This window comes from Mycobacterium europaeum (assembly GCF_034555895.2).
Lineage (GTDB): Bacteria > Actinomycetota > Actinomycetes > Mycobacteriales > Mycobacteriaceae > Mycobacterium > Mycobacterium europaeum.
The window spans coordinates 2,988,201-3,013,467 of sequence record NZ_CP157315.1 but is presented as its reverse complement, the minus strand read 5'-3'; the positions used below and the strand labels follow the sequence as shown (position 1 = coordinate 3,013,467).

General features: G+C 70.2%; 24 protein-coding genes. 16 read left to right on the top strand and 8 right to left on the bottom strand.

Going from position 1 to position 25,267, the window contains the following annotated elements:
- Nucleotides 1-269: 269 nt before the first annotated feature.
- From U8D42_RS13495 to U8D42_RS13485, 3 genes are read left to right on the top strand one after another with little or no spacing between them, the layout of a single operon-like run.
- A complete protein-coding gene (locus tag U8D42_RS13495; RefSeq protein WP_322860026.1) occupies nucleotides 270-2,558 on the top strand; it encodes a polyribonucleotide nucleotidyltransferase in 2,289 nt (762 codons plus the stop codon).
- Nucleotides 2,545-3,912, top strand: a complete 1,368-nt coding sequence (locus U8D42_RS13490; RefSeq protein WP_322860027.1) for a M16 family metallopeptidase — start codon at nucleotides 2,545-2,547, stop codon at nucleotides 3,910-3,912. Before U8D42_RS13495 ends, U8D42_RS13490 begins: the two co-directional genes overlap by 14 nt.
- Nucleotides 3,913-3,916: 4 nt before the next feature.
- Entirely contained in the window at nucleotides 3,917-4,942 is a 1,026-nt protein-coding gene (locus tag U8D42_RS13485) for a nitronate monooxygenase (protein WP_322860028.1), read from the top strand.
- On the opposite strand, the gene ald is transcribed toward U8D42_RS13485, so the two are convergent.
- Nucleotides 4,939-6,054, bottom strand: coding sequence for an alanine dehydrogenase (gene ald, locus U8D42_RS13480; protein WP_322860029.1), 1,116 nt, complete (start codon nucleotides 6,052-6,054; stop codon nucleotides 4,939-4,941). The genes U8D42_RS13485 and ald overlap by 4 nt on opposite strands.
- A 100-nt stretch (nucleotides 6,055-6,154) precedes the next feature.
- On the opposite strand from ald, the gene U8D42_RS13475 reads away from it, so the two are divergent.
- Nucleotides 6,155-6,616 (top strand): SRPBCC family protein, encoded by a 462-nt coding sequence (locus U8D42_RS13475; RefSeq protein ID WP_322860030.1) that lies wholly within the window; start codon nucleotides 6,155-6,157, stop codon nucleotides 6,614-6,616.
- Between the two features lie 16 nt (nucleotides 6,617-6,632).
- On the opposite strand, the gene U8D42_RS13470 is transcribed toward U8D42_RS13475, so the two are convergent.
- Together U8D42_RS13470 and U8D42_RS13465 are read right to left on the bottom strand one after the other, a co-directional pair.
- The gene (locus tag U8D42_RS13470) at nucleotides 6,633-7,082 is read right to left on the bottom strand and encodes a GNAT family N-acetyltransferase (protein ID WP_322860183.1); all 450 of its coding nucleotides are present in this window, start codon (nucleotides 7,080-7,082) and stop codon (nucleotides 6,633-6,635) included.
- A 71-nt stretch (nucleotides 7,083-7,153) separates the two neighbouring features.
- A complete protein-coding gene (locus tag U8D42_RS13465) occupies nucleotides 7,154-7,729 on the bottom strand; it encodes a TetR/AcrR family transcriptional regulator (protein ID WP_420845681.1) in 576 nt (191 codons plus the stop codon).
- Between the two features lie 166 nt (nucleotides 7,730-7,895).
- On the opposite strand from U8D42_RS13465, the gene U8D42_RS13460 reads away from it, so the two are divergent.
- Together U8D42_RS13460 and U8D42_RS13455 are read left to right on the top strand one after the other, a co-directional pair.
- Complete coding sequence (locus tag U8D42_RS13460; protein WP_322860031.1) at nucleotides 7,896-8,903, top strand: Rieske 2Fe-2S domain-containing protein; 1,008 nt, start codon at nucleotides 7,896-7,898, stop codon at nucleotides 8,901-8,903.
- Nucleotides 8,900-9,982 (top strand): NAD(P)H-dependent amine dehydrogenase family protein, encoded by a 1,083-nt coding sequence (locus U8D42_RS13455; protein ID WP_322860032.1) that lies wholly within the window; start codon nucleotides 8,900-8,902, stop codon nucleotides 9,980-9,982. Before U8D42_RS13460 ends, U8D42_RS13455 begins: the two co-directional genes overlap by 4 nt.
- A 1-nt stretch (nucleotide 9,983) precedes the next feature.
- Here U8D42_RS13455 and U8D42_RS13450 read toward each other — a convergent pair whose 3' ends face one another.
- Nucleotides 9,984-11,330, bottom strand: coding sequence for an HNH endonuclease signature motif containing protein (locus U8D42_RS13450; protein ID WP_322860033.1), 1,347 nt, complete (start codon nucleotides 11,328-11,330; stop codon nucleotides 9,984-9,986).
- Nucleotides 11,331-11,433: 103 nt separating this feature from the next.
- On the opposite strand from U8D42_RS13450, the gene dapB reads away from it, so the two are divergent.
- Genes dapB through U8D42_RS13435 form a run of 3 tightly spaced genes read left to right on the top strand, consistent with a single transcriptional unit; the run spans nucleotide 11,434 to nucleotide 13,086 of the window.
- The gene (gene dapB / locus U8D42_RS13445) at nucleotides 11,434-12,171 is read left to right on the top strand and encodes a 4-hydroxy-tetrahydrodipicolinate reductase (RefSeq protein WP_085242135.1); all 738 of its coding nucleotides are present in this window, start codon (nucleotides 11,434-11,436) and stop codon (nucleotides 12,169-12,171) included.
- Between the two features lie 7 nt (nucleotides 12,172-12,178).
- Nucleotides 12,179-12,634 carry a hypothetical protein gene (locus U8D42_RS13440; RefSeq protein WP_322860034.1) on the top strand — a complete coding sequence of 152 codons (456 nt, stop codon included), beginning with the start codon at nucleotides 12,179-12,181 and terminating at the stop codon, nucleotides 12,632-12,634.
- On the top strand, nucleotides 12,631-13,086 hold the full coding sequence (locus U8D42_RS13435) for a flavodoxin family protein (protein WP_068058832.1): 456 nt from the start codon (nucleotides 12,631-12,633) through the stop codon (nucleotides 13,084-13,086). Before U8D42_RS13440 ends, U8D42_RS13435 begins: the two co-directional genes overlap by 4 nt.
- On the opposite strand, the gene U8D42_RS13430 is transcribed toward U8D42_RS13435, so the two are convergent.
- From U8D42_RS13430 to U8D42_RS13420, 3 genes are read right to left on the bottom strand one after another with little or no spacing between them, the layout of a single operon-like run.
- A complete protein-coding gene (locus tag U8D42_RS13430) occupies nucleotides 13,083-13,913 on the bottom strand; it encodes a thioesterase family protein (RefSeq protein WP_431523769.1) in 831 nt (276 codons plus the stop codon). The two genes, U8D42_RS13435 and U8D42_RS13430, sit on opposite strands and share 4 nt — an antisense overlap.
- A 44-nt stretch (nucleotides 13,914-13,957) precedes the next feature.
- The gene (locus tag U8D42_RS13425) at nucleotides 13,958-15,514 is read right to left on the bottom strand and encodes a GAF domain-containing sensor histidine kinase (RefSeq protein WP_322860035.1); all 1,557 of its coding nucleotides are present in this window, start codon (nucleotides 15,512-15,514) and stop codon (nucleotides 13,958-13,960) included.
- A 3-nt stretch (nucleotides 15,515-15,517) separates the two neighbouring features.
- Entirely contained in the window at nucleotides 15,518-16,330 is an 813-nt protein-coding gene (locus tag U8D42_RS13420) for a response regulator transcription factor (protein ID WP_431523768.1), read from the bottom strand.
- On the opposite strand from U8D42_RS13420, the gene U8D42_RS13415 reads away from it, so the two are divergent.
- The 4 genes from U8D42_RS13415 (at nucleotide 16,329) to U8D42_RS13400 (ending at nucleotide 21,801) form a co-directional block, all read left to right on the top strand.
- On the top strand, nucleotides 16,329-16,622 hold the full coding sequence (locus U8D42_RS13415) for a hypothetical protein (RefSeq protein WP_322860036.1): 294 nt from the start codon (nucleotides 16,329-16,331) through the stop codon (nucleotides 16,620-16,622). The genes U8D42_RS13420 and U8D42_RS13415 overlap by 2 nt on opposite strands.
- A 61-nt stretch (nucleotides 16,623-16,683) precedes the next feature.
- The gene (locus tag U8D42_RS13410) at nucleotides 16,684-16,887 is read left to right on the top strand and encodes a hypothetical protein (protein ID WP_085242033.1); all 204 of its coding nucleotides are present in this window, start codon (nucleotides 16,684-16,686) and stop codon (nucleotides 16,885-16,887) included.
- An 88-nt stretch (nucleotides 16,888-16,975) separates the two neighbouring features.
- Nucleotides 16,976-18,520, top strand: coding sequence for a class I adenylate-forming enzyme family protein (locus tag U8D42_RS13405; protein WP_322860037.1), 1,545 nt, complete (start codon nucleotides 16,976-16,978; stop codon nucleotides 18,518-18,520).
- On the top strand, nucleotides 18,517-21,801 hold the full coding sequence (locus tag U8D42_RS13400) for an acetyl-CoA carboxylase family protein (RefSeq protein ID WP_322860038.1): 3,285 nt from the start codon (nucleotides 18,517-18,519) through the stop codon (nucleotides 21,799-21,801). Before U8D42_RS13405 ends, U8D42_RS13400 begins: the two co-directional genes overlap by 4 nt.
- On the opposite strand, the gene U8D42_RS13395 is transcribed toward U8D42_RS13400, so the two are convergent.
- Nucleotides 21,756-22,103 (bottom strand): PE-PGRS family protein, encoded by a 348-nt coding sequence (locus U8D42_RS13395; RefSeq protein ID WP_085242030.1) that lies wholly within the window; start codon nucleotides 22,101-22,103, stop codon nucleotides 21,756-21,758. The two genes, U8D42_RS13400 and U8D42_RS13395, sit on opposite strands and share 46 nt — an antisense overlap.
- Before the next feature lie 90 nt (nucleotides 22,104-22,193).
- On the opposite strand from U8D42_RS13395, the gene U8D42_RS13390 reads away from it, so the two are divergent.
- Genes U8D42_RS13390 through U8D42_RS13380 form a run of 3 tightly spaced genes read left to right on the top strand, consistent with a single transcriptional unit; the run spans nucleotide 22,194 to nucleotide 25,254 of the window.
- The gene (locus tag U8D42_RS13390; RefSeq protein ID WP_322860039.1) at nucleotides 22,194-22,970 is read left to right on the top strand and encodes an SDR family oxidoreductase; all 777 of its coding nucleotides are present in this window, start codon (nucleotides 22,194-22,196) and stop codon (nucleotides 22,968-22,970) included.
- A gap of 2 nt (nucleotides 22,971-22,972) precedes the next feature.
- Nucleotides 22,973-24,166 (top strand): acyl-CoA dehydrogenase family protein, encoded by a 1,194-nt coding sequence (locus tag U8D42_RS13385; RefSeq protein WP_322860040.1) that lies wholly within the window; start codon nucleotides 22,973-22,975, stop codon nucleotides 24,164-24,166.
- The gene (locus U8D42_RS13380; RefSeq protein WP_090423054.1) at nucleotides 24,163-25,254 is read left to right on the top strand and encodes an acyl-CoA dehydrogenase family protein; all 1,092 of its coding nucleotides are present in this window, start codon (nucleotides 24,163-24,165) and stop codon (nucleotides 25,252-25,254) included. Before U8D42_RS13385 ends, U8D42_RS13380 begins: the two co-directional genes overlap by 4 nt.
- The last annotated feature ends 13 nt before the right edge of the window (nucleotides 25,255-25,267 follow it).

The window sequence follows — 25,267 nt, the reverse complement described above, 5'->3', positions numbered from 1 at the left end:
CCGGTTCGGCCCGAGCAAACGGTGCGGTCACGCAGATCCGCGTGCGCCGTTCCAGCGTGTCACTGCGCACGTCACCAGGGAGCAGCCCGGTCTGCATCGGGCGGTCTTCGGTAGTGGCTGCCGGGCTCTCCGGATCTGGGGCAGGTCGGCAGCTTCGATCGATGGCCGTAGCCGCATTCAGACTCTTTCCTCTCCTTAGGAAGCTCTCGGGTTACCTGCGCGTGACCACGCGAAAAAGCTGAATACCCAGAGAGGCCGTACGGACACCTATGTCTGTCGCTGAAATTGAAGAAGGCGTGTTCGAGGCAACCGCCGTTATCGACAACGGGAGCCTCGGCACCCGCACCATCCGTTTCGAGACCGGCCGGCTGGCCCAGCAGGCCGCCGGCGCCGTCGTCGCCTACCTCGACGACGAGAACATGCTGTTGTCGGCGACCACCGCCAGCAAGAGCCCCAAGGAGCACTTCGACTTCTTCCCGCTGACGGTCGACGTCGAGGAGCGGATGTACGCCGCCGGCCGCATCCCCGGCTCGTTCTTCCGCCGCGAGGGACGCCCCTCCACCGACGCGATCCTGACCTGCCGGCTGATCGACCGCCCGCTGCGGCCGTCGTTCGTCTCCGGCCTGCGCAACGAGATCCAGGTCGTGGTGACGATCATGAGCCTGGACCCCAACGACCTGTACGACGTGCTGGCGATCAACGCCGCGTCGGCCTCCACCCAGCTGGCCGGCCTGCCGTTCTCCGGTCCCATCGGGGGCGTGCGGGTGGCGCTGATCGACGGCACCTGGGTCGCCTTCCCCACGGTCGAGCAGCTCGAGCGGGCCGTATTCGACATGGTGGTGGCGGGCCGGATCGTCGGCGAACAGGGCGGTGCGCCCGGAAACGTCGACGTCGCGATCATGATGGTCGAGGCCGAGGCCACCGAGAACGTCATCGAGCTCGTCGAGGGCGGGGCCCAGGCGCCGACGGAGACCGTCGTGGCCGAGGGCCTGGAGGCCGCCAAGCCGTTCATCGCCGCGCTGTGCACCGCGCAGCAGGAGCTGGCCGACGCGGCCGCGAAGCCCACCGGCGACTACCCGACGTTCCCCGACTACGGCGAAGACGTCTACTACTCGGTGGCCTCGGTGGCCACCGACGAGCTGGCCAAGGCGCTGACCATCGGCGGCAAGGCCGAGCGCGACGCGCGCACCGACGAGCTCAAGGCCGAGGTGCTCACGCGGCTCGCCGGCGCCTCTGGGACCTACGAGGGCCGCGAGAAGGAGGTCAGCGCCGCGTTCCGCTCGCTGACCAAGAAGCTGGTTCGCCAGCGCATCCTGACCGACCACTTCCGCATCGACGGCCGGGGTGTCACCGACATCCGCGCGCTGTCGGCCGAGGTGGCCATCGTGCCCCGGGCGCACGGCAGCGCGCTGTTCGAGCGCGGCGAGACCCAGATCCTGGGAGTGACCACCCTCGACATGGTCAAGATGGCCCAGCAGATCGACTCGCTGGGGCCCGAGACCAGCAAGCGCTACATGCACCACTACAACTTCCCGCCGTATTCGACCGGTGAAACCGGCCGGGTCGGCTCGCCCAAGCGCCGCGAGATCGGGCACGGGGCGCTGGCCGAGCGGGCGTTGATCCCGGTGCTGCCCAGCGTCGAGGAGTTCCCGTACGCGATCCGCCAGGTGTCCGAGGCGCTGGGTTCCAACGGCTCGACGTCGATGGGATCGGTGTGCGCGTCCACGCTGGCGCTGCTCAACGCCGGGGTGCCGCTGAAGGCGCCGGTCGCCGGCATCGCGATGGGGCTGGTCTCCGACGACGTCGAGGTGGACGGCAAGGCCGAGCGCCGATTCGTCACCCTGACCGACATTTTGGGCGCCGAGGACGCGTTCGGCGACATGGACTTCAAGTGCGCCGGCACCAAGGAGTTCGTCACCGCGCTGCAGCTGGACACCAAGCTCGACGGCATCCCGTCCCAGGTCCTGGCGGGCGCGCTGGCGCAGGCCAAGGACGCCCGGCTGACCATTCTCGAGGTGATGGCCGAGGCCATCGACGAGCCCGACGAGATGAGCCCCTACGCGCCGCGGGTGACCACCATCAAGGTCCCGGTGGACAAGATCGGTGAGGTGATCGGGCCCAAGGGCAAGGTCATCAACGCGATCACCGAGGAGACCGGCGCGCAGATCTCCATCGAGGACGACGGCACCGTGTTCGTCGGCGCCACCGACGGCCCCTCGGCGCAGGCGGCGATCGACCGGATCAACGCCATCGCCAACCCGCAGCTGCCCACCGTGGGCGAACGGTTCCTCGGCACCGTGGTCAAGACCACCGATTTCGGTGCGTTCGTGTCGCTGCTGCCGGGACGCGACGGCCTGGTCCACATCTCCAAGCTCGGCAAGGGCAAGCGCATCGCGAAGGTCGAGGACGTCGTCAACGTCGGCGACAAACTGCGGGTCGAGATCGCCGACATCGACAAGCGCGGCAAGATCTCGCTGGTGCTGGTCGAGGAAGACGCCGCGGCCCCGGCCGATGCCGGGGCTCCTCAGGAGGCCACGCCAGCCGATGCCGCTAGCTGACCCAGGAAGGCCAGCGGCTGTCGCCGCGTTGCGGCGCGGCAAGCACACCGCCACGGCGGAACCGGACCGCCAGTCCGCGCTGCGGCGCAGCACGCTTCCGGGCGGTCTGCGGGTCGTCACCGAGTACCTGCCATCGGTGCGCTCCGCGTCCGTCGGCGTCTGGGTCGGCGTCGGCTCGCGCGACGAGGGTGCCACCGTGGCGGGCGCGGCCCACTTCCTCGAGCATCTGCTGTTCAAGTCGACGCCCACCCGCAGTGCCGTGGACATCGCGCAGGCGATGGACGCCGTCGGCGGGGAGCTGAACGCCTTCACGGCCAAGGAGCACACCTGCTACTACGCGCACGTGCTCGACAGCGACCTGGAGCTGGCCGTCGACCTGGTGGCCGACGTCGTGCTCAACGGCCGCTGCGCCGCCGAAGATGTCGAGCTGGAGCGCGACGTGGTGCTCGAAGAGATCGCGATGCGCGACGACGACCCCGAGGACGCGCTGGGGGACATGTTCCTGGGCGCGATGTTCGGCGATCACCCGGTGGGCCGGCCGGTGATCGGCACCGCGCAGTCGGTGTCGTCGATGACCCGGACGCAGCTGCACTCGTTCCACGTGCGCCGCTACACGCCGGACCGCATGGTGGTCGCGGTGGCCGGCAACGTCGACCACGACGAGGTCGTGGCGCTGGTGCGTATGCACTTCGGGCCGCACCTGGTCCGCGGGCGCCGGCCCATCGCCCCGCGCAAGGGCGCCGGACGGGTGACCGGACAGCCCCGGTTGATGCTGGGCAACCGGGACGCCGAGCAGACCCATGTGTCGCTGGGCGTGCGTACCCCGGGGCGTAGCTGGCGGCACCGCTGGGCGCTGTCGGTGTTGCACAGCGCGCTGGGCGGCGGCCTGAGTTCCCGGCTGTTCCAAGAAGTTCGCGAGTTGCGCGGGTTGGCCTACTCGGTCTACTCGACGGTGGACATCTTTGCCGACAGTGGAGCGCTGTCTATCTATGCCGCCTGCCAGCCCGAGCGGTTCGCCGAGGTGATGCAGGTCACCAACGAGGTCCTCGAGTCGGTGGCCCGCGACGGCATCACCGAGGCGGAGTGCCGCATCGCGAAGGGGTCGTTGCGCGGCGGGCTGGTCCTCGGTTTGGAGGATTCCAGTTCGCGGATGAGCCGTCTGGGCCGCAACGAACTGAACTACGGCGAGCATCGCAGCATCGAGCACACCCTGCGGCAAATCGACCAGGTGACGGTCGAGGAGGTCAACGCGGTTGCCCGCCGGCTGCTGAGCCAGCCCTACGGCGCCGCCGTCCTGGGGCCCTATGCCTCCAAACGGTCACTGCCCCAACAACTTCGGGCGATGGTAAATTAGCTCCGTGGTACTGGGCTTTTGGGACATCATGGTGCCCATCGTGGGTGCGCCGATGGCCGGCGGACCGGGCACGCCCGAGCTGGCCGCGGCGGTGTCCAACGCGGGCGGGCTCGGCTTCGTCCCCGGCGGCCACCGCAGCGCGGAGCGGTTCGCCGAGGACATCGCCGCCGCGCGCGCGGCCACCACCGGCCCGCTCGGCGTCAACCTGTTCGTTCCCCAGCCCAGCGTCGCGGACTGGGTGGCGCTGGACTACTACGCCGAGGAACTCGAGGAGATCGCCGACTACTACCAGGTCGAGGTCGGACACCCGCAATACGGCGACGACGACGACTGGGAGCGCAAGCTCGAAGTGGTGGCCGACGTGCGGCCCGAGCTGGTCTCGTTCACCTTCGGTGTCCCGCCGCCCGACGTCATCCGGAGACTGGGGGCGCTGGGCCTGCTGGTGATGGTCACGGTGACGTCGGTGTACGAGGCGGGCGTGGCCGTCGCCGCCGGCGCGGACAGCCTGATTGTGCAGGGCCCCGACGCGGGCGGGCACCGGGGCACGTTCGCCCCCGACATGGAGCCCAGCAATGAATCGCTGCACCATCTGATCGACCGCATCCGCCATGCGCACGACGTCCCGGTCATCGCGGCCGGCGGGCTGGGCACCGCGCGCGACGTCGCGGCGGTGCTGCACCGGGGCGCCGTTGCCGCACAGGTCGGCACCGCGCTGCTGCTCAGCGACGAAGCCGGCACCAGCGCCGCGCACCGCACCGCCCTGAAGAATCCGGTCTTCGGCACCACCGTCGTCACGCGCGCCTTCTCGGGCCGCTACGCGCGCGGCCTGGAGAACAACTTCACCCGCCTGCTCGACAACGTGGCGCCGCTGGGCTACCCGGAGGTCAACCAGATGACCACCCCGATCCGGGAGGCGGCCGCCGCCCTGGAGGACCCGAACGGGATACCGCTGTGGGCCGGAACGTCGTTCAAGGAGGCGAAGGCGGGGAAGGCGGCCGACATCATCGACAGCCTGGTGGAGCGCGACTAGGTCAGCAGGCCCGCCGGATCGGTGAACGGCAAGTCCAGGTCGGTGGCCACCGGTTCGGACAGCAGCCCGCCGTCGTGCGTCGAAAGGCCTTTCGCCAGAGCGGGATCCGATCGGCACGCCGTCCGCCAGCCGCGGTCGGCCAGTTCGAGCACGTACGGCATGGTCGCATTGGTCAGCGCCACGGTGGACGTCTTGGGCACCGCGCTGGGCATGTTCGCCACGCAGTAGAACTGCTTGTCGTACACGGCGAACGTCGGGTCGTCGTGTGTGGTCGGCCGGGAATCCGCGAAACAGCCGCCCTGGTCGATGGAGATGTCCACCAACACCGCGCCCGGCTTCATCTGTGCCACAAGCGAATTGGGAACCAGCTCCGGTGCCTTGCCGCCCGGCAACAGGACCGCGCCGATCAGCAGGTCGGCGCGCGTGACGGTGCCCTCCAGCTCGTAGGCCGACGAGTAGCGCGTGCGGACCTGTCCGCCGAATTCGGCATCGAGCAGGCGCAGCTTGCCGATGTTGACGTCGAGGACCGTCACGTTCGCGCCCATGCCGTTTGCGACCCGGGCGGCGTTGTAGCCGGCCGTACCCGCACCGATCACCACGACGTCGGCGGGCTTGACGCCCGGGACCCCGCCCATCAGTACGCCGCGGCCGCCGTGCGTGCGCATCAGGTGGTAGGCGCCGACCTGGGCCGAGAGCCGGCCGGCGACCTCGCTCATCGGCGCCAGCAACGGCAACGTGCCGTCGGCCGCCTGCACAGTCTCGTAGGCAATCGACGTTGTGCCGGAAGCCAATAGCGCTTGGGTGCAGGTGCGGGAGGCGGCCAGGTGCAGATAGGTGAAGAGCACCTGATCCCGGCGCAGGAGGCCGTACTCGGGCTCAATCGGTTCCTTCACCTTGAGCAGCAGGTCGGCCTCGGCCCACACCTGTTCGGCCGAGTCGGCCAATCGGGCGCCCGCCGCCTTGAACTCGTCGTCGGGGATGGACGACCCGTCCCCGGCGCCGGCCTGCACGAGCACTTCGTGGCCGCGGCGGGTCAGTTCGGCGACGCCGGCAGGGGTGATGGCCACTCTGAACTCGTTGACCTTGGTCTCGGTCGGTACGCCGACTCGCATGCTTGCCCCTCGCTCTGGACGGTTCGCACTCAAGTGTGGAGAAAGTTCGGAGGGGCCGCAATCACGGTGGGATCCGGCGCGTGCTGGCTATGATCGGCGGATGACTGATCCGTGCGTGACGGCCACCGTGCAGGTCGACGCCCGCCCCGAGGTCGTGTATCGGCTCCTCACCGACCTGCCGACGCTGACCTCGTTCGCCGAGGAGGCGGTGGCGATGGAGTGGCGCAAAGGCGATGCCGCGCGGCCCGGGGCCGTGTTCACCGGTCACAACGAAAGCGGCAAACGACGCTGGAGCACCACGTGCACCGTCACCGACGCGGAACCGGGCCGCGTCTTCGCGTTCGATGTGCGACACACCGTCCTTCCGATCGCGCGCTGGCAATACGACATCGTGGCCGCCGACGGCGGCTGCCGGGTCACCGAGAGTACCTGGGACCGCAGGCCCCGCTGGTTCCGCAAGCTCGCCGGCAGGGCCACCGGTGTTCCGGATCGCGTGGCCGCCAACACCGAACACATCCGGCTCACCTTGCAGCGCCTCAAGCAGCGCGCCGAGTCCGAGTAGCCGGCGGCCGGCGAAGCTAACGCCGACGGAGCCGATAGCCCCGATGGGCGATCTTGACACCGGGCAGCGGCTCCCAGTCCAGGGTGCGCCCGTCGGCGCGAAAGTCGTTCTTCTCGTAGAAGAGTCGCGCCTGAGTGTTGTGTTCGGCGCACCACAGGACGACGTCTCCGGGCGGGCTCTCGGTCAAGGCCGTGGCCAGCAGGCGCATTCCGACACCGTGGCGCTGGCAGTCGGCCGCGATGTAGAGCGAATCGAGTTCGATCTGCTCGGGGTTCGCGGGGTCGGGGCCGAAGATCGTCATACCGATTGTCCGCGAACCGGATTCGGCCAGCCACATGCTCCAGCGCCTGCGCCGCAGAATGCCCGGGTACGCCAGGATGGCCCAGCGCCGCGGCGATCCGAGGAGGTCGAGCGTGGCGTCCGGCAGCACGCCGGCCCAGGACTGACGCCAGACCGGATAGTGCATCTCGGCAACCCGGGCGAGATCGCTCGGGGCGGCTCGGCGGATTGCGATGTCGCACGGGATGTCGCCGGTCGTCACGGACGTGATTGCTCCAGGTAGGCGGCCAGCGCGTTGGTCAGGCCGCGCCGCGCCATGTCCAGGTCGGCGTAGGAGCCGAGCTGCCGCTCGGACACCAGGCCGCGCATCGCGCCGGGGATCAGGGCGGCCACCTCGCGCACCCGATCGGGGTCGACGTCCAGGCCGGCGAAGGCGTTCTGGCAGGTTTCCAGCCAGCTCTTGCCCCAGGAGAACAGCTCGGCGGCGGTGCGCGGGAACAGGCGCTCGAGCTCGCCGGGGTCGCGGGGGAGCGCCGCCCGCAGGTTCTCGATCGCCCGGGAATCCGGCGACGCCAACCCGTCGTAGAGGGTGTCGACGATCGCGCCGACCCGCTCGCGCAGGGGCGCGTCCGGTGAGACCGGGGTCGACAGGGTCGAGAATGTCGCCGCGCGCCGTTCGGCGGTGCGGTGCAGCACGGCCGCCCAGAAACCGTCGGTGTCGCCGAACTGGTACTGCACGGCGCCCCAGGTGGCGCCGATCTCCTTGGCGATGCGGTTGGCCGACACCGAACCCGGGTCGCCGGAGGCCAACGACTTGAGCGCGGCTTCGAGCATGCTTTCTCGCGTGGCGTTGCCACGCCGATTGGGGCGCCGGCTCGCGGTTCCGGCCGGGCTAACCTGCCGAGTCATCTGCCGAGCCTATCGCGCCCCAGGGTTTCATAGAGGGTACTTTGATTTGGCGAGCGTCCCGCCTATCATTTCTGCCAAGGAGGGATCCCGCATGGCTAAGCCGCCGTTGTCGATGACACCAACCGGCTGGTTCCAGGTCGCCTGGTCCGACGAGATCGGCGTGGGCGACGTGCACACGATGAAGTACTTCGGGCAGGAGATGGTCGCGTGGCGGGCCGAGTCCGGTCAGCTCACCGTGATGAACGCCTACTGCGAGCACCTCGGTGCGCATCTGGGTTATGGCGGCACGGTCGTCGGCGAGGTGTTGCAGTGCCCGTTCCACGGCTGGCAATGGAGCCAGGAGGGCCGCAACGTCTGCATTCCCTACCAGGACCGGCCCAACCGGGGCCGTCGCATCCGCACCTACCCCGTGGTGGAGCGCAACGCCTCGGTCTACATCTGGCACGACGTCGAGCGCCGTGAGCCCTATTTCGACGCGCCGGACGTCTTCGCCGCGTTCGGCGACGGCAGCAGCGCCGACGACTACTACCCGCAGCAGCGGTTGTATCGGCAGGCCTTGGAGCTGCATCCCCAGTACGTGCTCGAAAACGGGGTCGACTTCGCGCATTTCAAATTCGTGCACAACACGCCCATCGTGCCCGTGTTCACCCGTCATGACTTCGCCGAACCGGTGTCGTTCGTCGACTTCACCATCACGTTCGAAGGTGACGACGGGCAGAAGATCGAGGACGTCAACAGCGGCGTCGAGGCCATCAACGGCGGCCTGGGCATCGCGGTGACCAAGAGTTGGGGGATGATCGACAACCGCACCATCTCCGCGGTCACCCCGGTCGACGAGTTCACCTCCGACGTCCGGTTCATGGTCTACATCGGCCGGACGCCGGGTAAAGACCCCGACCGCGCCGAGCGCAAGGCGGCCGAGTTCGGCCGCGAAGTGATCCGGCAGTTCGAGCAGGACATCGAGATCTGGCGGCACCAGCGCTACTCGGACCCGCCGGCACTGGCCACCGACGAGTACCAGGGTTTCACCGCAATTCGCAAGTGGGCCAAACAGTTCTACCCCGAGGCGTTCGCAGCACAGGAAGGCTCAATGCAATGACCAGCGCACCGATCCGCGTGTTCCAGGTGGCCACCGGAAACGTCGGTTCGGAGATGATCAAGCGGATCGCGACCCAGCCCGACCTGGAACTCATTGGCGTGCACTGCTATTCGCCGGAGAAGATCGGGAAGGACACCGGCGAGCTCGCCGGTGTGGCGCCCAACGGGGTGAAGGCCACCGGCACCATCGAGGAGATCATCGCCGCCAAGCCGGACGTACTCACCTTCCACGGCGTGTTCCCCGACGAGGACCTCTATGTCAAGGTGCTCGAGGCGGGCATCAACGTCGTCACCACCGCCGACTGGATCACCGGCTGGCACCGCGACAAAAACCATCCGCACCCGTCGGGCAAGCCGGTGAGCCGGCTACTGGCCGAGGCCTGCGAAAAGGGCGGCGCGACGTTCTACGGGACCGGGATGAACCCGGGCCTGAACCAGATTCTGGGCGTGGTGTGTTCGGCCGACGTCGCCGACATCGAGAACGTCACCACGATCGAATCCGTGGACGTGTCATGCCACCACTCCAAGGACACCTGGATCGAGGTGGGCTATGGCCAGCCGGTCGACGATCCGGAAATCCCGGCCAAGCTGGAGAAGTACACCCGCGTGTTCGCCGACAGCGTGCTCATGATGGCCGATTGCTTCGACCTGCCCCTCGACGAGGTGAAGTTCAGCTACGAGCTCGGCGCTTGCACCAAGGACGTGGATCTGGGCTGGTACACCCTGCCCAAGGGCTCGCTGGGCGGCAACTACATCAAGTACCAGGGCATGGTGGACGGCGTGCCCCGGGTCGAGACGCACCTGGAATGGCAGATGACCCCGCACACCGACCCGAGCTGGAACATCAAGGGCTGCTACATCACCCAGATCAAGGGCGACCCCTGCATCTACAACAAACACATGATCTTCCCCAAGCCCGGCGTCGACCTGTCCAACCCGGACAGCTTCGCCTCCATCGGCATGACCGTCACCGGCATGCCGGCGCTGGCCTCGATCAAATCGGTCGTCGCGGCGCCGCCGGGACTCATCACCAGCGCCGACCTGCCACTGCGCGGGTTCGCGGGGCGGTTCAAGATCTAGGTCAAGGGTCCGCAAGCCGTTCCGGGTGGTGGTAGTCGTTGGTGCCCGGGCCGCGGCCCTGTTGCGGCGGCGGTATCCATTCGGTGCGCCCGTTCGGGAGTCTCCTTGTCCGCCAGCCCCTGTCGATCAGCTTGTGGTGCGGCGTGCAGGCGAACGCGATGTTGTCGGCGTTGGTCGGGCCGCCGGTGGCCCAGTCGTCGAGATGGTGGACCTCGCACCAGTAGCCGGGCGCATCACAGCCGGGATGCGTGCAGCCGCGGTCCTTCGCGTACAACACGATGCGCTGGTCCGGCGTGGCGATTCGCCGCGTCCGGCCGAGATACAGCGGGCGCCCGGAGTGTTGATCGAAGACAGCCAGATAGTGGTAGGCATGGCGTGCCATCCGGATCACGTCGCGCATGGGGAGCACCGTTCCGCCGCCGGTGACCGCCCGCCCGGTGCCCGCCGTCAGCTCCTGCAGCGTGGTGGAGACGATGACGGTGACCGGCAACCCGTTGTGCGCGCCCAGTTTCGGATCGCCCAGTCGGCCGCGGACCAACGCGTTGAGCGCGTCATGCTGGCGCTGCGCGTGGCTGCGCACGTCGCCGCTCGCCGACTCGTCGCTGGGTTCGCCGTCGACACAGGGCTTTTCGTCGTCCGGGTTGCACGCGCCGGGCGCGGCGAACCGCGCCAGCCAGGCATCCAGGTTGGCCCGCAACTCCGGGGAAGCGACCAGTTTGCCGATGCTCATCCCGTCGATGCGCTGGCCACTCCAGGTGAATCCGCGCTGCCGGGCGCGGTCGGCGTCGGAGAATTTTCCGTCGGGGTTGATCCGCACCGCGCACTGGTTCGCGACCTTCTGCAACTGGTCGGGACGCAGGCCCACCGCCTGCCTGGCCAGGAAACGCTCGGCCGCATCCACCTGATCGGCGGGTGTGGCGTCTGGCAGGTCGCGTACGAAGGTCTGGATCACCCGCAGGTGCTGACCATTAAGGAGACCGTTCCGCCACGCCCGGGCGGTGGCCGGCAACTCCGGCGGCAGCGCCTCGCCGGTCAGGGTCAGGCGCGTCGATAGCTGTCTCGCGTCCCGAACTCGACGGCATGCCTCGGCATAGCTGATCCGCAACCAATCCCCGATGACCTTGTGAACCGGCCCGCCCAGGTCGCCGGGATCCTCGCGCGCCAGCCCCGCGATCAGGTCATGACTCGTCGCGACCTGCCGCCGGCGCGAGGTCTCGAGACACTCCAGCACCCGCAGCCTGACCACCGGGCTCAGCGCGTCAAAGTTCAGCTCGCGGACCGCCGCGTCGGCCGCGTCCCGCGCCTCCAGGGCGGCGGCCACCTCCGACGGAAGCTCGATCGAACTCATGTTCGAACACTATCGAGGGCCTCCGCCGAGCACCACCGAGAAAGCGACCGCTGTGGATAAACACCCGACTGTGGATGAATCGGCCCGGTCTAGGGTGAACCTCATGCGGGTAGGCGTCTTGGGAGCCAAGGGCAAGGTCGGTTCGGCGATGGTGGCCGGCGTGCAGGCCGCCGACGACTTGACGCTGTCCGCGGAGGTGGACGCCGGCGACCCGCTGAGCCTGTTCACCGACTCGGACACCGAGGTGGTCATCGACTTCACCCATCCCGACGTGGTGATGGGCAACCTGGAGTTCCTGATCGGCAACGGGATTCACGCCGTCGTCGGCACCACCGGCTTCACCGCCGAGCGCATGCAGCAGGTCGAGGCGTGGCTCAACAAAAAGCCCGACACCTCGGTGCTGATCGCGCCCAACTTCGCGATCGGCGCGGTGCTGTCGATGCATTTCGCCAAGCAGGCGGCGCGTTTCTTCGAGTCGGTGGAGGTGATCGAGCTGCACCACCCGCACAAGGCCGACGCCCCGTCCGGTACCGCCGCGCGCACCGCGAAGCTGATCGCCGAAGCGCGAAAAGGCCTGCCGCCCAACCCCGATGCCACCAGCACCAGCCTGCCCGGCGCGCGCGGCGCCGACGTCGACGGCATCCCGGTGCACTCGGTGCGGCTGGCCGGGCTGGTCGCCCACCAGGAGATCCTGTTCGGCACCGAGGGGGAGACGCTCACCATCCGTCACGACAGCCTGGACCGCACCTCGTTCGTGCCGGGCGTGCTGCTGGCGGTGCGGCGCGTCAAGGAACGGCCCGGCCTGACCGTGGGGCTCGAGCCCCTGCTCGACCTGCAGTGAACCGGCGATGAGCGCCGCACTGCGCACCCAGTTGCTCATCGCGTTCATGTGCGTCGCGATGCTGACGTACTTCGTGTTGCTGGGGCGGATGGCCGTCGCGCTGATCGCCTCGGGCCGGGCGGCCGCCGTGGGGCTGGGCCTGGCGGTGTTGATCATGCCCGTGATCGGGCTGTGGGCGATGATCGCGACCCTGCGCAACGGGTTCGCCCACCAGAAGCTGGCCCACCTGATCGCGGCCGACGGCATGGAGCTCGACACCAGCGCGCTGCCACGGCGGGCCTCGGGCCGCATCGAGCGGGACGCCGCCGACGCACTGTTCGCCGAGGTGCGCACCGAAGTCGAAGACCACCCCGATGATTGGCGGCGCTGGTACCGGCTCGCCCGCGCGTACGACTACGCGGGGGATCGCCGCCGGGCGCGGGCAGCGATGAAGACGGCGCTCGAATTGCAGGGCCGCCCATGAGCAAGACGCTGCTGATCGTCCACCACACACCGTCCCCGCACTGCCACGAGATGTTCGAGGCGGTCGTCTCCGGAGCCACCGATCCGGAGATCGAGGGTGTCGAGGTCGTCCGGCGACCCGCGCTGACCGTGTCGCCGGCCGAGATGCTGAGCGCCGACGGCTATCTGCTGGGCAGCCCCGCCAACCTGGGCTACATGAGCGGGGCGCTCAAGCACGCGTTCGACTGCGCCTACTACCAGCTGCTCGACTCGACGCGCGGGCGCCCGTTCGGCCTTTACCTGCACGGCAACGAGGGCACCGAGGGCGCCGAGCGCGGCGTCATGTCGATCACCACCGGCCTGGGCTGGACGAAAGCCGCGGAGACCGTGGTGGTTTCGGGCAAGCCGGACAAGGGCGACCTGCAGGCCTGCTGGGAACTCGGCGCGACGGTCGCCGCCCAGCTGATGGACTAGGAGAATTCCGGCCGGAACGCCTCGGCCGGCTGGGCCAGGGCCAGGGCCGAGCTGGTGCCGATCGGGCCGTGCCGGTCGAACAAGGTGGCGGCGCCGGTGGCCACCCCGGCCATGCCGTAATGGCTTTGCGCGGCCAGGCCCAGGTACTCACCGTCGGGCAGGCGGCTGGCGGTGACCGTGTAGTCGGCGTTGATGTAGCGCAATCCGCCGGTGCCCCAATGGGTCAGCGAACTGGTGACGTCACCGACGAAGGCCAGGCGGGTGAACGGGGTCAGTGGGTGGCCCTGCACCATCGGGCGAAACAGCCGCGTCCAGGCGAACTTCTGGGAATGCGACTGTTCCCACTCGCCGGCCGCGATGCCCGGACTTCCCGCCGCGGTGGCCCCGTAACCCCAGATCAGAAACGGCATCTCGGCCGGGAAACCCTCGGAGTCGGCCGGAAGCGGCGGCATCGTCAGGGGTGCCGACCACACCGCACCGTCGGGATGTTCCCCGCGCCGCAGGAACAGCGCGCTGGCCCGCGCGACGGTGTTTCCGTTCTGCACCAAGGCGCCGTCGACCAGCTTGATCCGCCGGCCTTCCCGCTGCACCGAGGTCCGGATCTGCACGGGTTCGAGCAACGCCGGACGGAGCAGGTCGACCGTGAGGCGGGCCGGCTGGAAGTCGGGCCCGATGCCGGATCGTTCTATGCCCCAACCCAACAGGCCGCCGACGATCTGGCCCCCCATCGCGGCGCCCCACGGCCCCCGGGTCATCGCGCCCGGGACATACGAGTCGCCGTCGACGGTGAAGAATGCCTCGGGCGTAACGGCGGAATCATTCGTCACCGCTATGACGATAGGACACTCCCACGGTGAAACCTGCGCGGGCGTCAGGCGCGGGTGGGGATCGCCACCCACAGCGCGGTCCCGCCACCGGGCGGACTGGCGATGTCGAGGTGACCGCCAAGCGCTTCGACCCGGTCTGTCAATCCGACGAGCCCGGATCCGTTGCGGCTGTCGGCGCCGCCGACTCCGTCGTCGCGGATGGCGACCGTCAGTTGCGACTCGTCGGTTCGGGCGTCGACGTCGACGAGTGAGGCGTGCGCATGCCGGGCGGCGTTGGTAAGTGCCTCCGCCACAACGTAATACACCGCGACCTCGGCAGACTCGGGAATCTGTTCGTCCAGGGCCAGGCGAACGGTGACCGGTACGGGGCAGCGGCGGGCGAGCGCCTCGAGCGCCGGGCCGAGCCCGCCTCTGGACAGGATCGCCGGATGGATCCCCCGGGCGAGCTCCTGGAGATCGGCAGATGCCGCGTTCAAACCCGTCACGACGGCCGAGATTTCGTCCTTCAGCGGACCCAGTTCGGGCGGGACCCCGGCCTCGATCGAGCGCAGTTGCAGGGCAAGCGATACCAGCCGCTGCTGTGCCCCATCGTGCAGATCACGCTCCAAGCGGCGGCGGGCGTCGTCGGCGGCCGTGACGATCCGTGCTCGGGACGCCGTGAGCGCCGCGTGGGCTTCGGCATTGGCAACGGCGACGGCAACGAGTTCGGTGAACTCGCCGATTCGCTGTTCGGTGTCGGGCGGCAGCGGCTCCGCGGAGGAGCCGACGACGGCGACACCCCACAGCCTGCCCTCGACCACGATGGGCGCTCCCACGCCGCTGCGCAATCCGAGGCGGCGAATCAGCGCTGCCACGTCACCAACCGCCGTGTCGTGACTGTCCATTCGAGCGGGTTGACCGGAATCGGCCACCATCGCGCCGATGTTCTGCCCGTCCAACGACCAGCGGCTACCGACGGGCATCCGCGCCACCTGAACCGGGTCGTCGCGGCCCGCGACAAGCGTTGCGGTGCCGTCGCTCTCGTAGCGCCAGAGTGCGGCATTGGCAACGCCGAGCGATCTGGCCAGCTCGTTGGCGACGGCCGGGAAGACGTCCGATGGCCGAACGCCGCGCGCGACCAGGGTCGCGACCCGGCGCAGCGCGGCTTGTCGGTCGGCCAGCGCACCGAGCTCATCGCGGCTCGCCTCGGCGTCTCGCCGCCGCTGTTCGGCGTCTGCGGCGTGCGCTCGTGCGGTGCGCGCCAGGGCGTTTGCCGCCAGGCCGACGACCACGAAGACCAGCAACGCCGTCCAGTCCTGGGGCTGGGTCGGCACCATCGTGCTGTCCGGCCAGTTGCGAAAGTAGACGAAAGCGAGCGCGCTGAGGGCCGCGGTGGCGGCGGCCAGTCCGGCGCCCCAGCCGGTAGCGACGATCAGGACGCCGATCAGGTAGAGGACGCCGAAGGCGTTTTCTTCGGCGAGTGTCTTCAGCAGCAGCATCACGGAGGTTTCCACCGCAATGCAGGCGGCGGCGACCGCGACGCCCAGCGGCGTGGGTAGCGGGTCCCGCGACAGCAACCTCGAGCCGAGGCGGGACAGGTTCTCCGACTTGGCTTTCGGCACCGGTCAGCGGGCCTTCAGGAAGGTGACGACGGCACGAACCCGCCGGTGATCGTCCGGGGTCTCGCGCAGCTCCAGCTTGGTCATGATGCTGCGGACGTGCTTTTCGACGGTGCCCTCGGTAACCCACAGGCGGCGGGCGATGCCGGCGTTGGAGCGCCCTTCCGCCATCAGGGCAAGGACTTCCAACTCCCGTGGGCTCAGCACGGCCAGCGGATCGTTGCGCGTGCGCGATTCGACCAACTCCTGGACCAGCGCGGGATCGACCACACACCCGCCGTCGGCGATCCGGCGCAGCGTGTCCAGGAAGTCGTCGACATCGGTGACCCGCGTCTTCAGCAGGTAACCGACACCGCGGCCGCTGGCCAGGAGTCGCGTCGCGGGCTCGACGTCCACGTGGGCGGACAAGATCACCAGTCCGACGGCCGGCAGCTCGTCGCGGATGGTCATCGCGGCGTCGAGTCCTTCGGTGGTGCCCGTCGGCGGCATCCGGATGTCGACGATCGCCAGCTCCGGCTTTTCCCGGCGGACCAGCTCGAGAAGGCTCGCGGCGTCACCGGCCTGGCCGACGACGCGGTAGCCCGACCGCGTCAGCAGGCTGGCCAGCCCCTCCCGCAACAGCACGTCGTCGTCGGCGAGGACGACGCGCACGCCCGGCTTGTCCGACTCCACCTGATCCCGGTCCTCTCGTCTGATCCGCACCGGCTGTGCCGAGCGTAATTGCAGCCAGCGGGTACGGCCGCGGTCAGGCTGGCCGTCCCGCAAGACGGGTGTCAGCACCGACGACACCGACCCGGCGGCGCGTGAGCCTGGGGTCATGAAGACGACCACCGCTTCTCCGGCCAGTATCCGCGCCGCGGGCGGCCGGTATCTGGCGAGGTCCGTGCTCCACGTGGCCGAGACGCTCGCCTTCAACGCGGCCGTCTTGTCGGCGGGAGTTCGGCTGACCGGATTGGGCTTGTCGGAGCTGTGTGTGCTGGTGTTGCCGCCGATGATGGCGGGCTCCGGGGCCGTCCTGACGTTCTTGGCGCTCGACGGGATGCTCTTGCGGTCAGAGGCGGCCGAGGCCGCTGTCGACCGCACACCCGACCTGGTCAGTGGAACCCGGTAGTGCGCGTCGCCGTCCGCTTATGTATGGGGCGGGCAGCCGCCGGGTGAGGAGGAGCCGTCAGGTGATCGTCGAGATACTGCTCGCCGCCGCTCTGGCGCTGAGCTGCGGTGGCGGGGCGCCGGTCCGCGCCGACCCCAGCGTCTTCGGCACCCTGGGCTGCGCCTGCGCGGACAGGCCTTCAGGCGGCGGCCCGGTTCAACAACACGACATCGACCGCGGGATCGCGGACGGTCTTTCCGGGTGGCCGCCGGGACCACCGCGCTGATCCGGTCGCCCCGTTTCGGGCCCTGGGGACGGACCGCCCACTACGCTCGCAGCGGAACGTGACTGTTCTTTGTGACGGAGGTCGAGACGTGACGCAGCGGGGCGCAGTCCTCGACATTTCCCGGGCCAACAACCCGTTCCCCACGACCGGCGTGATTCGCGGCGCCGACGGCATCCCGCGCTACGACGATCTCCCGGCCACCCTGCTGGGCATGCTCGCCGAACACGTCGAGCGGCGCCCGGACGGCGAGGCGGTGGTCGAACTCGGCGCCGGGCGACTGACCTACCGCCAGCTGTGGGACCGGGCGGCGCGCGTGGCCGGCGGGCTCCGCGCGGCCGGACTGCGACCGGGTGACCGCGTCGCGGTGCGCTACCCCGCGGGCATCGACTGGGTGCTGGCGTTCTGGGGCACGGTGATGGCCGGCGGCGTCGCGGTCGCGGTCAATACGCGCTCGGCGCAACCGGAGGTCGAGTTCGTGCTCTCCGACTCGGGGGCGATGCTTGACCTGGCCGCCGACACGCCGTTGCCCGACGGCCGGCCGTACGTGACCGAGCAACTCGGTCCCGCCGACGTGGCCGCGCTGTTCTACACCTCGGGCACCACCGGCCACCCCAAGGGCGTGCCGACCACCCACGAGGCCTTCCTCACCAACACCGAGAACGCCATTCGCTGCCTCGACCAGCCCCGGGATCTCGGCGAAGCGATGCGCACGCTGATCTCCGTGCCACTGTTCCACGTGACCGGGTGCAACTCGCAGCTGCTGGCGGCCACCCGGCTCGGCGGCGCCTCGGTGATCATGCCCGCCCTCGACCTGGCGGGGCTGATCGCCACGCTGAGCGCCGAGCGCATCTCCGTCATGGTCACCGTCCCGGCGATCTACGCATTGATGTTGCGGCACAACAGCTTCGCCGACGCCGACGTTTCCGGTGTGCGCTGGGTGGGGTACGGCGGCGCCCCGATCGCCCCGTCTCTGGTGCGGGCGGTGAAGAACGCCTTCCCCCAGGCCACGGTGTTCAACGGCTACGGCATGACCGAGACGGCCTCGCTGATGACCGTCCTGCCCAGCCGCGACGCCGTCGAGCACGCCGACTCGGTCGGCTACGCGGTGCCGTCGGTCGACCTGGGCCTGGTCCCGTTCGGCGGCGACGAGCCGGGAGTCGGCGAGCTGGTGGTGCGCGGCGCCAACGTGACCGCCGGCTACTGGAACCGCCCGGAGGCGACCGCGGCCACCATCGTGGACGGCTGGCTGCACACCGGCGACGTGGTGCGCGTCGACGACGCCGGCCGGGTCCACATCGTCGACCGGCTCAAGGACATCATCAACCGCGGCGGTGAGAACGTCTCCAGCGTCGAGGTGGAAGCCGTGCTCCTGGCGGCGCCGCACGTCGCCGACGCGTGCGTGCTCGCGGTTCCCGACGACATCATGGGCGAGAAGGTGGGTGCGGTGCTCTTCGGCGGCGCGGACGAGATCGACGTGCCGGCGGTGCTCGACCACTGCCGCTCGCAGCTCGCCGACTTCAAAGTGCCGCAGTACGTCACCGTGGTCGATGGTGCGCTGCCGCGCAACGCCGGCGGCAAACTGCTCAAAGGCAAACTCCGTGAGCAGGTGCGGTGGGGGGACCCGCTGCGATGAGCTCGACCGTGCTGGTCGCCAACCGCGGCGAGATCGCGCTCCGCATCATCCGCACGGCAACCGAACGGGGCATGCGCACGGTGGCCGTCTATGCCGAGGACGATGCCGAGAGCCCGCACGTGCACGCCGCCGACGAGGCGATCGGCCTGCCCGGTGCCGGACCGCGAACGTACCTGGATCAGCCGGCGATGCTGGCCGCGGCAAAGACTGCCGGCGCCCAGCTGATCCACCCGGGCTACGGGTTCCTCAGTGAGAACGCCGAATTCGCCCGCGCCTGCGCCGGCGCCGGGTGCACGTTCGTGGGGCCGGACGCCGACGCGCTCGAGCTGGTGGGCAACAAGTCCGCCGCCCGCGGCGCCGCCGTCGCCGCCGGGGTGCCGGTGTTGCCCGCGACCGACGGGCCCAGCAGCATCGCGGACGTCGAGGCGTTCTTCGCCGCCCGGGGCGGCGCCATCATGATCAAGGCGCTGGCCGGCGGGGGCGGGCGGGGGATGCGCACGGTGCGCAGCGCCGATCGGATCGGCGACGCCTACCAACAGTGCGCCGCCGAGGCGCGGCTGGGCTTCGGCGACCCGGCGTTGTTCGCCGAGGCGCTGCTCGACGGTGCCCGGCACATCGAGGTCCAGGTGGTCGCCGCCCCGGCGGGGCACCAGACTCGCGCGCTCGCGCTCGGCGACCGCGACTGCAGCATCCAGCGGCGCTATCAGAAGCTCGTCGAAATAGCGCCCGCGCAAGGGCTTTCCGACCGATTGCGGCGGGACCTACACCAGGCCGCGGCCCGGCTGTGCGCGCGCGTCGCGCTGCGCGGGCTGGCCACGGTCGAATTCCTGGTCACCGGTGAGGACTTCGTGTTCCTGGAGGTCAACCCGAGAATCCAGGTGGAGCACACGGTCACCGAGGAGACGACCGGCGTCGACCTGGTGGCCGTCCAGCTGGGCATCGCCGCCGGCGCCTCCTTCTACCAGCTCGGCCTGCCGGCCGGAATCGCCTCCGACGGCACCGAGGTCATCGGCGAGCCCGCCGCGCACCGCGGCATCGCGATCCAGGCGCGGGTCAACGCGGAGACCTTCGCCGCCGACCTCTCGGTCGTCCCCTCCGCCGGCACGCTCACCGCCTTCGCGCCACCGAGCGGGCCGGGGATCCGGGTCGACACCTACGGCCGGGCGGGACTGTCTGTCAACCCGCACTACGACTCGCTGCTGGCCAAGGTGGTCACCCACGTGCACGGACCGTCAACCGAGGCCGCGCTGCGCAAAACCCGGACCGCGCTGGCCGAGTTCGGCATCGAGGGCGTCCGCACCAACATCGATTTCCTGCGCGAGCTGCTGAGCGACCCCGCGGTGGAATCCGGCTGCGTGAGCACGGGTTTCGTCGACGACAAGCTGCCCGAGCTGGCCGCGGCCGCGGCGGCGCACCACCACGAGGTCCCCGTTGCGCCGGTCGAGCTCTACCCCGGCGAGGACGTGCTGCGGGCGCAGCTGGCCGGCACCGTGGTCGAGGTGGCGCCCGAGGGCGCCGAGGTTCACGCGGGCGGCCAGCTCGTCATCCTCGAAGCGATGAAGATGCAGCACGTGCTCGTCGCGCCGGATGCGCTGCGGACCGCGCGCAACCTGGTTGCCCCCGGGCAGGTGGTCGGAACCGGTGATCCGTTACTGGTCTTCACCCGCACCGGCACCGCCGGCGGTGGCGATTCGGCAACGGCCGCAGCGGATCTCGACCGGCCGCGCGCCGACCTCGACGAGGTGCACCGGCGGCATCTGCTCACCCTCGATGAGGGTCGCGAGGCGGCGGTTGCCAAGCGGCACAAGCAAGGGCGTCGCACCGCCCGGGAGAACATCGCGGACCTGATCGACCCCGGCAGCTTCGTCGAGTACGGCGCGCTGGCGATCGCGGCGCAGCGCAGCAGGCGCTCGGAGGAGGACCTGATCGCCAACACGCCGGCCGACGGCCTGGTCGCCGGCCTGGCCACGATCGGCGCGGACCGCTTCGGGCGAGCGGCGGCCGAGGCCGTCGTGGTGTCCTACGACTACACCGTGCTGGCCGGCACGCAAGGCATGCGCAACCACGCCAAGACCGACCGCGCGTTCGACCTGGCCGCCCGAAAGCGGTTGCCGGTGGTGCTGTTCGCCGAGGGTGGCGGCGGCCGGCCGGGCGACACCGACGTCGGCGGCGCCGCCGGGCTGGACGTGCCGACCTTCCGGATGCTCGCGGCGCTGAGCGGCCGGGTCCCGCTGATCTCGATCGTGTCGGGCCGGTGCTTCGCCGGCAACGCCGCGCTGGCCGGGGTGTGCGACGTCATCATCGCGACCCCGGACGCCAACATCGGCATGGGCGGCCCGGCCATGATCGAGGGCGGCGGGCTCGGGGTGTATCCGCCGGAGGCGATCGGGCCGATCGGCCTGCAGCGGCGCAACGGCGTCGTCAGCCTCGTCGCCCGCGACGAGGCGCACGCGGTCGCGCTGGCCAAGCAGTACCTGTCGTACTTCCAGGGCACGGTGGGCGATTGGGCCGCACCGGATCCGCGGTTGGCCCGGCATGTGGTGCCGCAGAACCGGTTACGGGCCTACGACGTGCACCGGGCGATCGAGGCGATCGTCGACTCCGGCTCGGCGTTGGAGCTGCGGCCCGACTACGGCGTCGGGATCGTCACCGCGCTCGTCCGCGTCGAAGGGGCGCCCTACGGGCTGATCGCCAACAGCACCCATCACCTCGGCGGCGCCATCGATGCCGAGGCTGCCGACAAGGCCGGCGACTTCCTGGCCCTCTGCGAATCGTTTCGGCTGCCGGTGATTTCGCTGTGCGACACCCCGGGCTTCATGGTCGGCCCCGACGCGGAGACCCAGGCGGCGGTCCGGCGGTTCGGGCGCATGTTCGTCCTGGGTGCGCGGCTGACCGTGCCGGTCGGGATGATCATCCTGCGCAAGGGCTACGGGCTCGGCGCCATGGCGATGGCGGGTGGTTCGTTCCGCGCCCCGCAGTTCACCGTCGCCTGGCCGACGGGCGAGATCGGTGGGATGGGCCTCGAGGGCGCGGTACGCCTCGGGTTCAGCAAGGAACTGGCAGCGGAGGCAGACCCGGCGAAGCGCCAGGAACTGTTCGACAAGCTGGTGGCGGCGGCCTACGAGCACGGCAAGGCGCTGCGGGCGGCCACCACGTTCGAACTCGACGACGTCATCGACCCCGCGGACTCCCGGGCCTGGATCGCCAGGCTCCGGGAATCGCCGGGTCGACCCGATCAGGCGTGGCCGGAACCGCAGCCGACACCCGGCAGGCAGCCCTGACCGCCGGGGATCCCGCCGGGCCCCGCGTTCTGGCCGCCGGAGCCGCAGCCGACGCCCGGGACGCAGCCCTGGCCGCCCGGACCGCCGCCGGGCCCGTTGAACTGGCCGCCGGAACCGCAGTTGCCGTTGGCGTCACAGCCGCCACCGCCCGGATCGTCCTTGAACACCACGTGCGTCGGGGCCGCCGACGGCGCGGGCGCCGAGGCGTGGGAATCGGTCATGGCGATTGGTGCGACCGCGATTGCCGCGGCGGCCGTCCCGCCCACCACCAGTCTTTTCGCGAGGGTTAATTTCGAGAACATGCGGGTCGCATACCACGCGCATACGCGTGTAAAACATCCATGTAGCGAACGGGCAACCGTTGGCATTCGCGCAACGGAAGGCGCATCACGATGACCTCACTGGATCTGACCGGCCGCACCGCGATCATCACCGGCGCCTCGCGCGGGATCGGCCTGGCGATCGCGCAGCAGCTCGCGGCCGCGGGGGCCAACGTGGTGCTCACCGCCCGCAAGCAGGAGGCCGCCGACGAGGCCGCCGCGCAGGTGGACGGCAACGCCCTGGGCGTCGGCGCGCACGCGGTCGACGAGGACGCCGCCCGGCGCTGCGTGGACCTGACGCTGGAGCGCTTCGGCAGCGCGGACATCCTGGTCAACAACGCGGGTACCAATCCCGCCTACGGCCCGCTCATCGACCAGGACCACGCCCGGTTCACCAAGATCTTCGACGTCAACCTGTGGGCGCCGCTGCTGTGGACGTCGCTCGTGGTCAAAGCGTGGATGGGCGAGCATGGCGGCGCGATCGTCAACACCGCCTCCATCGGCGGCCTGCACCAGTCCCCGGCCATGGGCATGTACAACGCCACCAAGGCCGCGCTCATCCACGTCACCAAGCAGCTCGCCCTGGAGCTCTCGCCGCGCGTCCGCGTCAACGCCATCGCCCCGGGGGTGGTGCGCACCCGGCTCGCCGAGGCGCTGTGGAAGGACCACGAGGATCCGCTGGCCGCCTCGATCGCGCTCGGACGCATCGGTGAGCCCGCCGACGTGGCCGGCGCCGTGGCCTTCCTGGTCTCCGACGCCGCGAGTTGGATCACCGGCGAGACCATGGTCATCGACGGTGGCCTGCTGCTCGGCGCCGCGCAGGGCTTCCAGGTACGGCCGCAGGGCTAGCGATGAGCTCCGAAGACCTGGCGGTGGACCTCAAGGCGCGGGTCCAGGCGCTGCTGGACGAGCACGACCCGGCCACCACCGACCCGCGCGAGTTCCTTGGCGCGCAATACGACACGGGCCTGGCCTGGGTGCACCTGCCGCACGGTTTCGGCGGGCTGGACCTGCCGCGCAAGGCCCAGGAAATCGTCGACGCCCAACTGGCCGCCGCGGGCGCGCCGGTGGGCGGCACGGCGAAGAATTTCATCGGGATGGGCATGGCGGCCCCCACCATCGCGGCATTCGGGACGGACGACCAGAAGCGAAAGTTCCTGCGTCCCTTGTTCACCGGTGAGCAGGTTTACTGCCAGCTGTTCAGTGAGCCCGGCGCGGGCTCGGACCTGGCCGGGGTGGCCACCCGGGCGGTCCGCGACGGTGACGACTGGATTGTCAACGGGCAGAAGGTGTGGACCTCGATGGCCCAGCACGCGCAGATGGCCATCCTGGTCGCCCGCACCGACCCCACCGTGCCCAAACACGCGGGCCTGACGTATTTCCTGTGCGACATGACGCAACCCGGCGTCGAGGTGCGACCGCTGCGGCAGATCACCGGCGAGGCGGAGTTCAACGAGGTGTTCCTCACCGACGCCCGCGTGCCCGACGCCAACCGGCTCGGCCCGGTCGGCGGCGGCTGGCGGGTCGCGACCACCACCCTCAACAACGAGCGCGTCGCCATCGGCACCCGCGCCGGGACACCGCGCGAGGGCGGGATGATCGGGAAGGTCGCCCGGGTGTGGCGGGATGAGCCGGGGCTGCGCAACCCCGGGATGCACGACGAGCTGATGCGGCTGTGGGTCGACACCGAGGTCCTCCGCCTGGCCGGTGAGCGGCTGCGACAGCAGGCCCAGGCCGGCCAGCCGGGACCGGAAGGCGCGGGCATGAAGGTGGCCTTCGCCCGGCTCGCGCAAGCCATTTCGGGCTTCGACATCGAGCTGCACGCCGAGTCCGGCCTGCAGTACGACGACTGGACCATGCGCAGGACCGAAGTCGTCGATCTGATCGGACGCGAGCCCGGGTACCGCTACCTGCGTGCCCGCGGCAACTCGATCGAGGGCGGCACCTCGGAGATCCTGCGCAACACCATCTCCGAGCGCATCCTCGGCCTGCCCGGCGAGCACCGGGTCGACAAAGACGTCGCCTGGAAGGATTTGGACCGGTGAGTGACCTGCTCTATTCCGACACCGAGGAGGCGTTGCGGGACAGCGTCCGGCAGTTGTTGGCCGACCGCTGCCCGCCCGAATCGGTGGCACGCGCCTACGACCCGGAACCGCAGGACTTTTCGGGTGTTTGGCGGACGCTGGCCGCCGACCTGGGCGTGGCCGGGCTGCTGGTCCCGGAGTCACTCGGCGGGGCGGGCGCCGGTGCCCGGGAGGCCGCGGTCGTCATGGAGGAGATCGGGCGGGCCGTCGCGCCGGTGCCGTTCCTGTCCAGCGCGGTGCTGGCCACCGTCGCGCTGCTGCGCGCCGGCGATACCGAGACCGTGTCCGCCCTGGCGCAGGGCGAGCTCACCGCCGCGTTGGTGGTGCCGCTGTCGACCGCACCCGGCGATCCCACGACCGCGGTGAGCGGCGGCGCGGACGGGCTGAGCGGATCGGTCACCAGCGTCGCCGGCGCCGCCGAGGCCGACGTGCTCGTGGTGCCGGTCGCCGGCCCGGACGGGCTGGAGCTGCATACCGTCCCACGCGCGGCCGCCGGTGTGCGGGTGTCCCCGCTTGTCGCGTTGGACATGACGAGACCCCTTGCCGACGTGAGCTTTTCGGCGGCGGCCTCGTCACGCGTCGGGCCGGCGGACGGGCCGGTCGCCGAGGCGCTGCGCACCGGGGCGGCCCTGCTCGCGTCGGAGCAACTCGGGGTGGCGCAGTGGTGTTTCGACACCACCCTGGCTTACGTCAAGCAGCGCAAGCAGTTCGGCCGCGCGATCGGCTCCTACCAGGCGGTCAAGCACCGGCTGGCCGACCTGTGGTTCGAGGTCGGGGCGGCGACGGCGGCGGCCCGCTACGCCGCCGACACGTGCGCCCGCGACGACGAAGACGCCGCCGTCGCCACCGCCCTCGCCCAGGCCTATTGCAGCGGCATCGCCGTGCACGCGGCCGAGGAATGCGTCCAGCTGCACGGCGGCATCGGCATGACGTGGGAGTATCCCGCGCACCTCTACCTCAAGCGAGCCAAGAGCGACCAGCTGATCTTCGGCACCGCCTACCGTCACCGCGCCCGGCTGGCCGAATTGGTCGACCTGCCGCCGAGCTAGGCGAGACCTGCGC

Bases quoted from the DNA above. Each gene is read 5' to 3' on its own strand.
- U8D42_RS13395 (WP_085242030.1), bottom strand. From the start codon at position 22,103: ATGTTCTCGAAATTAACCCTCGCGAAAAGACTGGTGGTGGGCGGGACG.
- U8D42_RS13400 (WP_322860038.1), top strand. From the start codon at position 18,517: ATGAGCTCGACCGTGCTGGTCGCCAACCGCGGCGAGATCGCGCTCCGC.
- U8D42_RS13435 (WP_068058832.1), top strand. From the start codon at position 12,631: ATGAGCAAGACGCTGCTGATCGTCCACCACACACCGTCCCCGCACTGC.
- U8D42_RS13465 (WP_420845681.1), bottom strand. From the start codon at position 7,729: ATGCTCGAAGCCGCGCTCAAGTCGTTGGCCTCCGGCGACCCGGGTTCG.
- U8D42_RS13495 (WP_322860026.1), top strand. From the start codon at position 270: ATGTCTGTCGCTGAAATTGAAGAAGGCGTGTTCGAGGCAACCGCCGTT.
- dapB (WP_085242135.1), top strand. From the start codon at position 11,434: ATGCGGGTAGGCGTCTTGGGAGCCAAGGGCAAGGTCGGTTCGGCGATG.
- U8D42_RS13420 (WP_431523768.1), bottom strand. From the start codon at position 16,330: ATGACCCCAGGCTCACGCGCCGCCGGGTCGGTGTCGTCGGTGCTGACA.
- U8D42_RS13470 (WP_322860183.1), bottom strand. From the start codon at position 7,082: ATGCACTATCCGGTCTGGCGTCAGTCCTGGGCCGGCGTGCTGCCGGAC.
- U8D42_RS13460 (WP_322860031.1), top strand. From the start codon at position 7,896: ATGGCTAAGCCGCCGTTGTCGATGACACCAACCGGCTGGTTCCAGGTC.
- U8D42_RS13415 (WP_322860036.1), top strand. From the start codon at position 16,329: ATGAAGACGACCACCGCTTCTCCGGCCAGTATCCGCGCCGCGGGCGGC.
- U8D42_RS13385 (WP_322860040.1), top strand. From the start codon at position 22,973: ATGAGCTCCGAAGACCTGGCGGTGGACCTCAAGGCGCGGGTCCAGGCG.
- U8D42_RS13390 (WP_322860039.1), top strand. From the start codon at position 22,194: ATGACCTCACTGGATCTGACCGGCCGCACCGCGATCATCACCGGCGCC.
- U8D42_RS13450 (WP_322860033.1), bottom strand. From the start codon at position 11,330: ATGAGTTCGATCGAGCTTCCGTCGGAGGTGGCCGCCGCCCTGGAGGCG.
- U8D42_RS13440 (WP_322860034.1), top strand. From the start codon at position 12,179: ATGAGCGCCGCACTGCGCACCCAGTTGCTCATCGCGTTCATGTGCGTC.
- U8D42_RS13475 (WP_322860030.1), top strand. From the start codon at position 6,155: ATGACTGATCCGTGCGTGACGGCCACCGTGCAGGTCGACGCCCGCCCC.
- ald (WP_322860029.1), bottom strand. From the start codon at position 6,054: ATGCGAGTCGGCGTACCGACCGAGACCAAGGTCAACGAGTTCAGAGTG.
- U8D42_RS13455 (WP_322860032.1), top strand. From the start codon at position 8,900: ATGACCAGCGCACCGATCCGCGTGTTCCAGGTGGCCACCGGAAACGTC.
- U8D42_RS13490 (WP_322860027.1), top strand. From the start codon at position 2,545: ATGCCGCTAGCTGACCCAGGAAGGCCAGCGGCTGTCGCCGCGTTGCGG.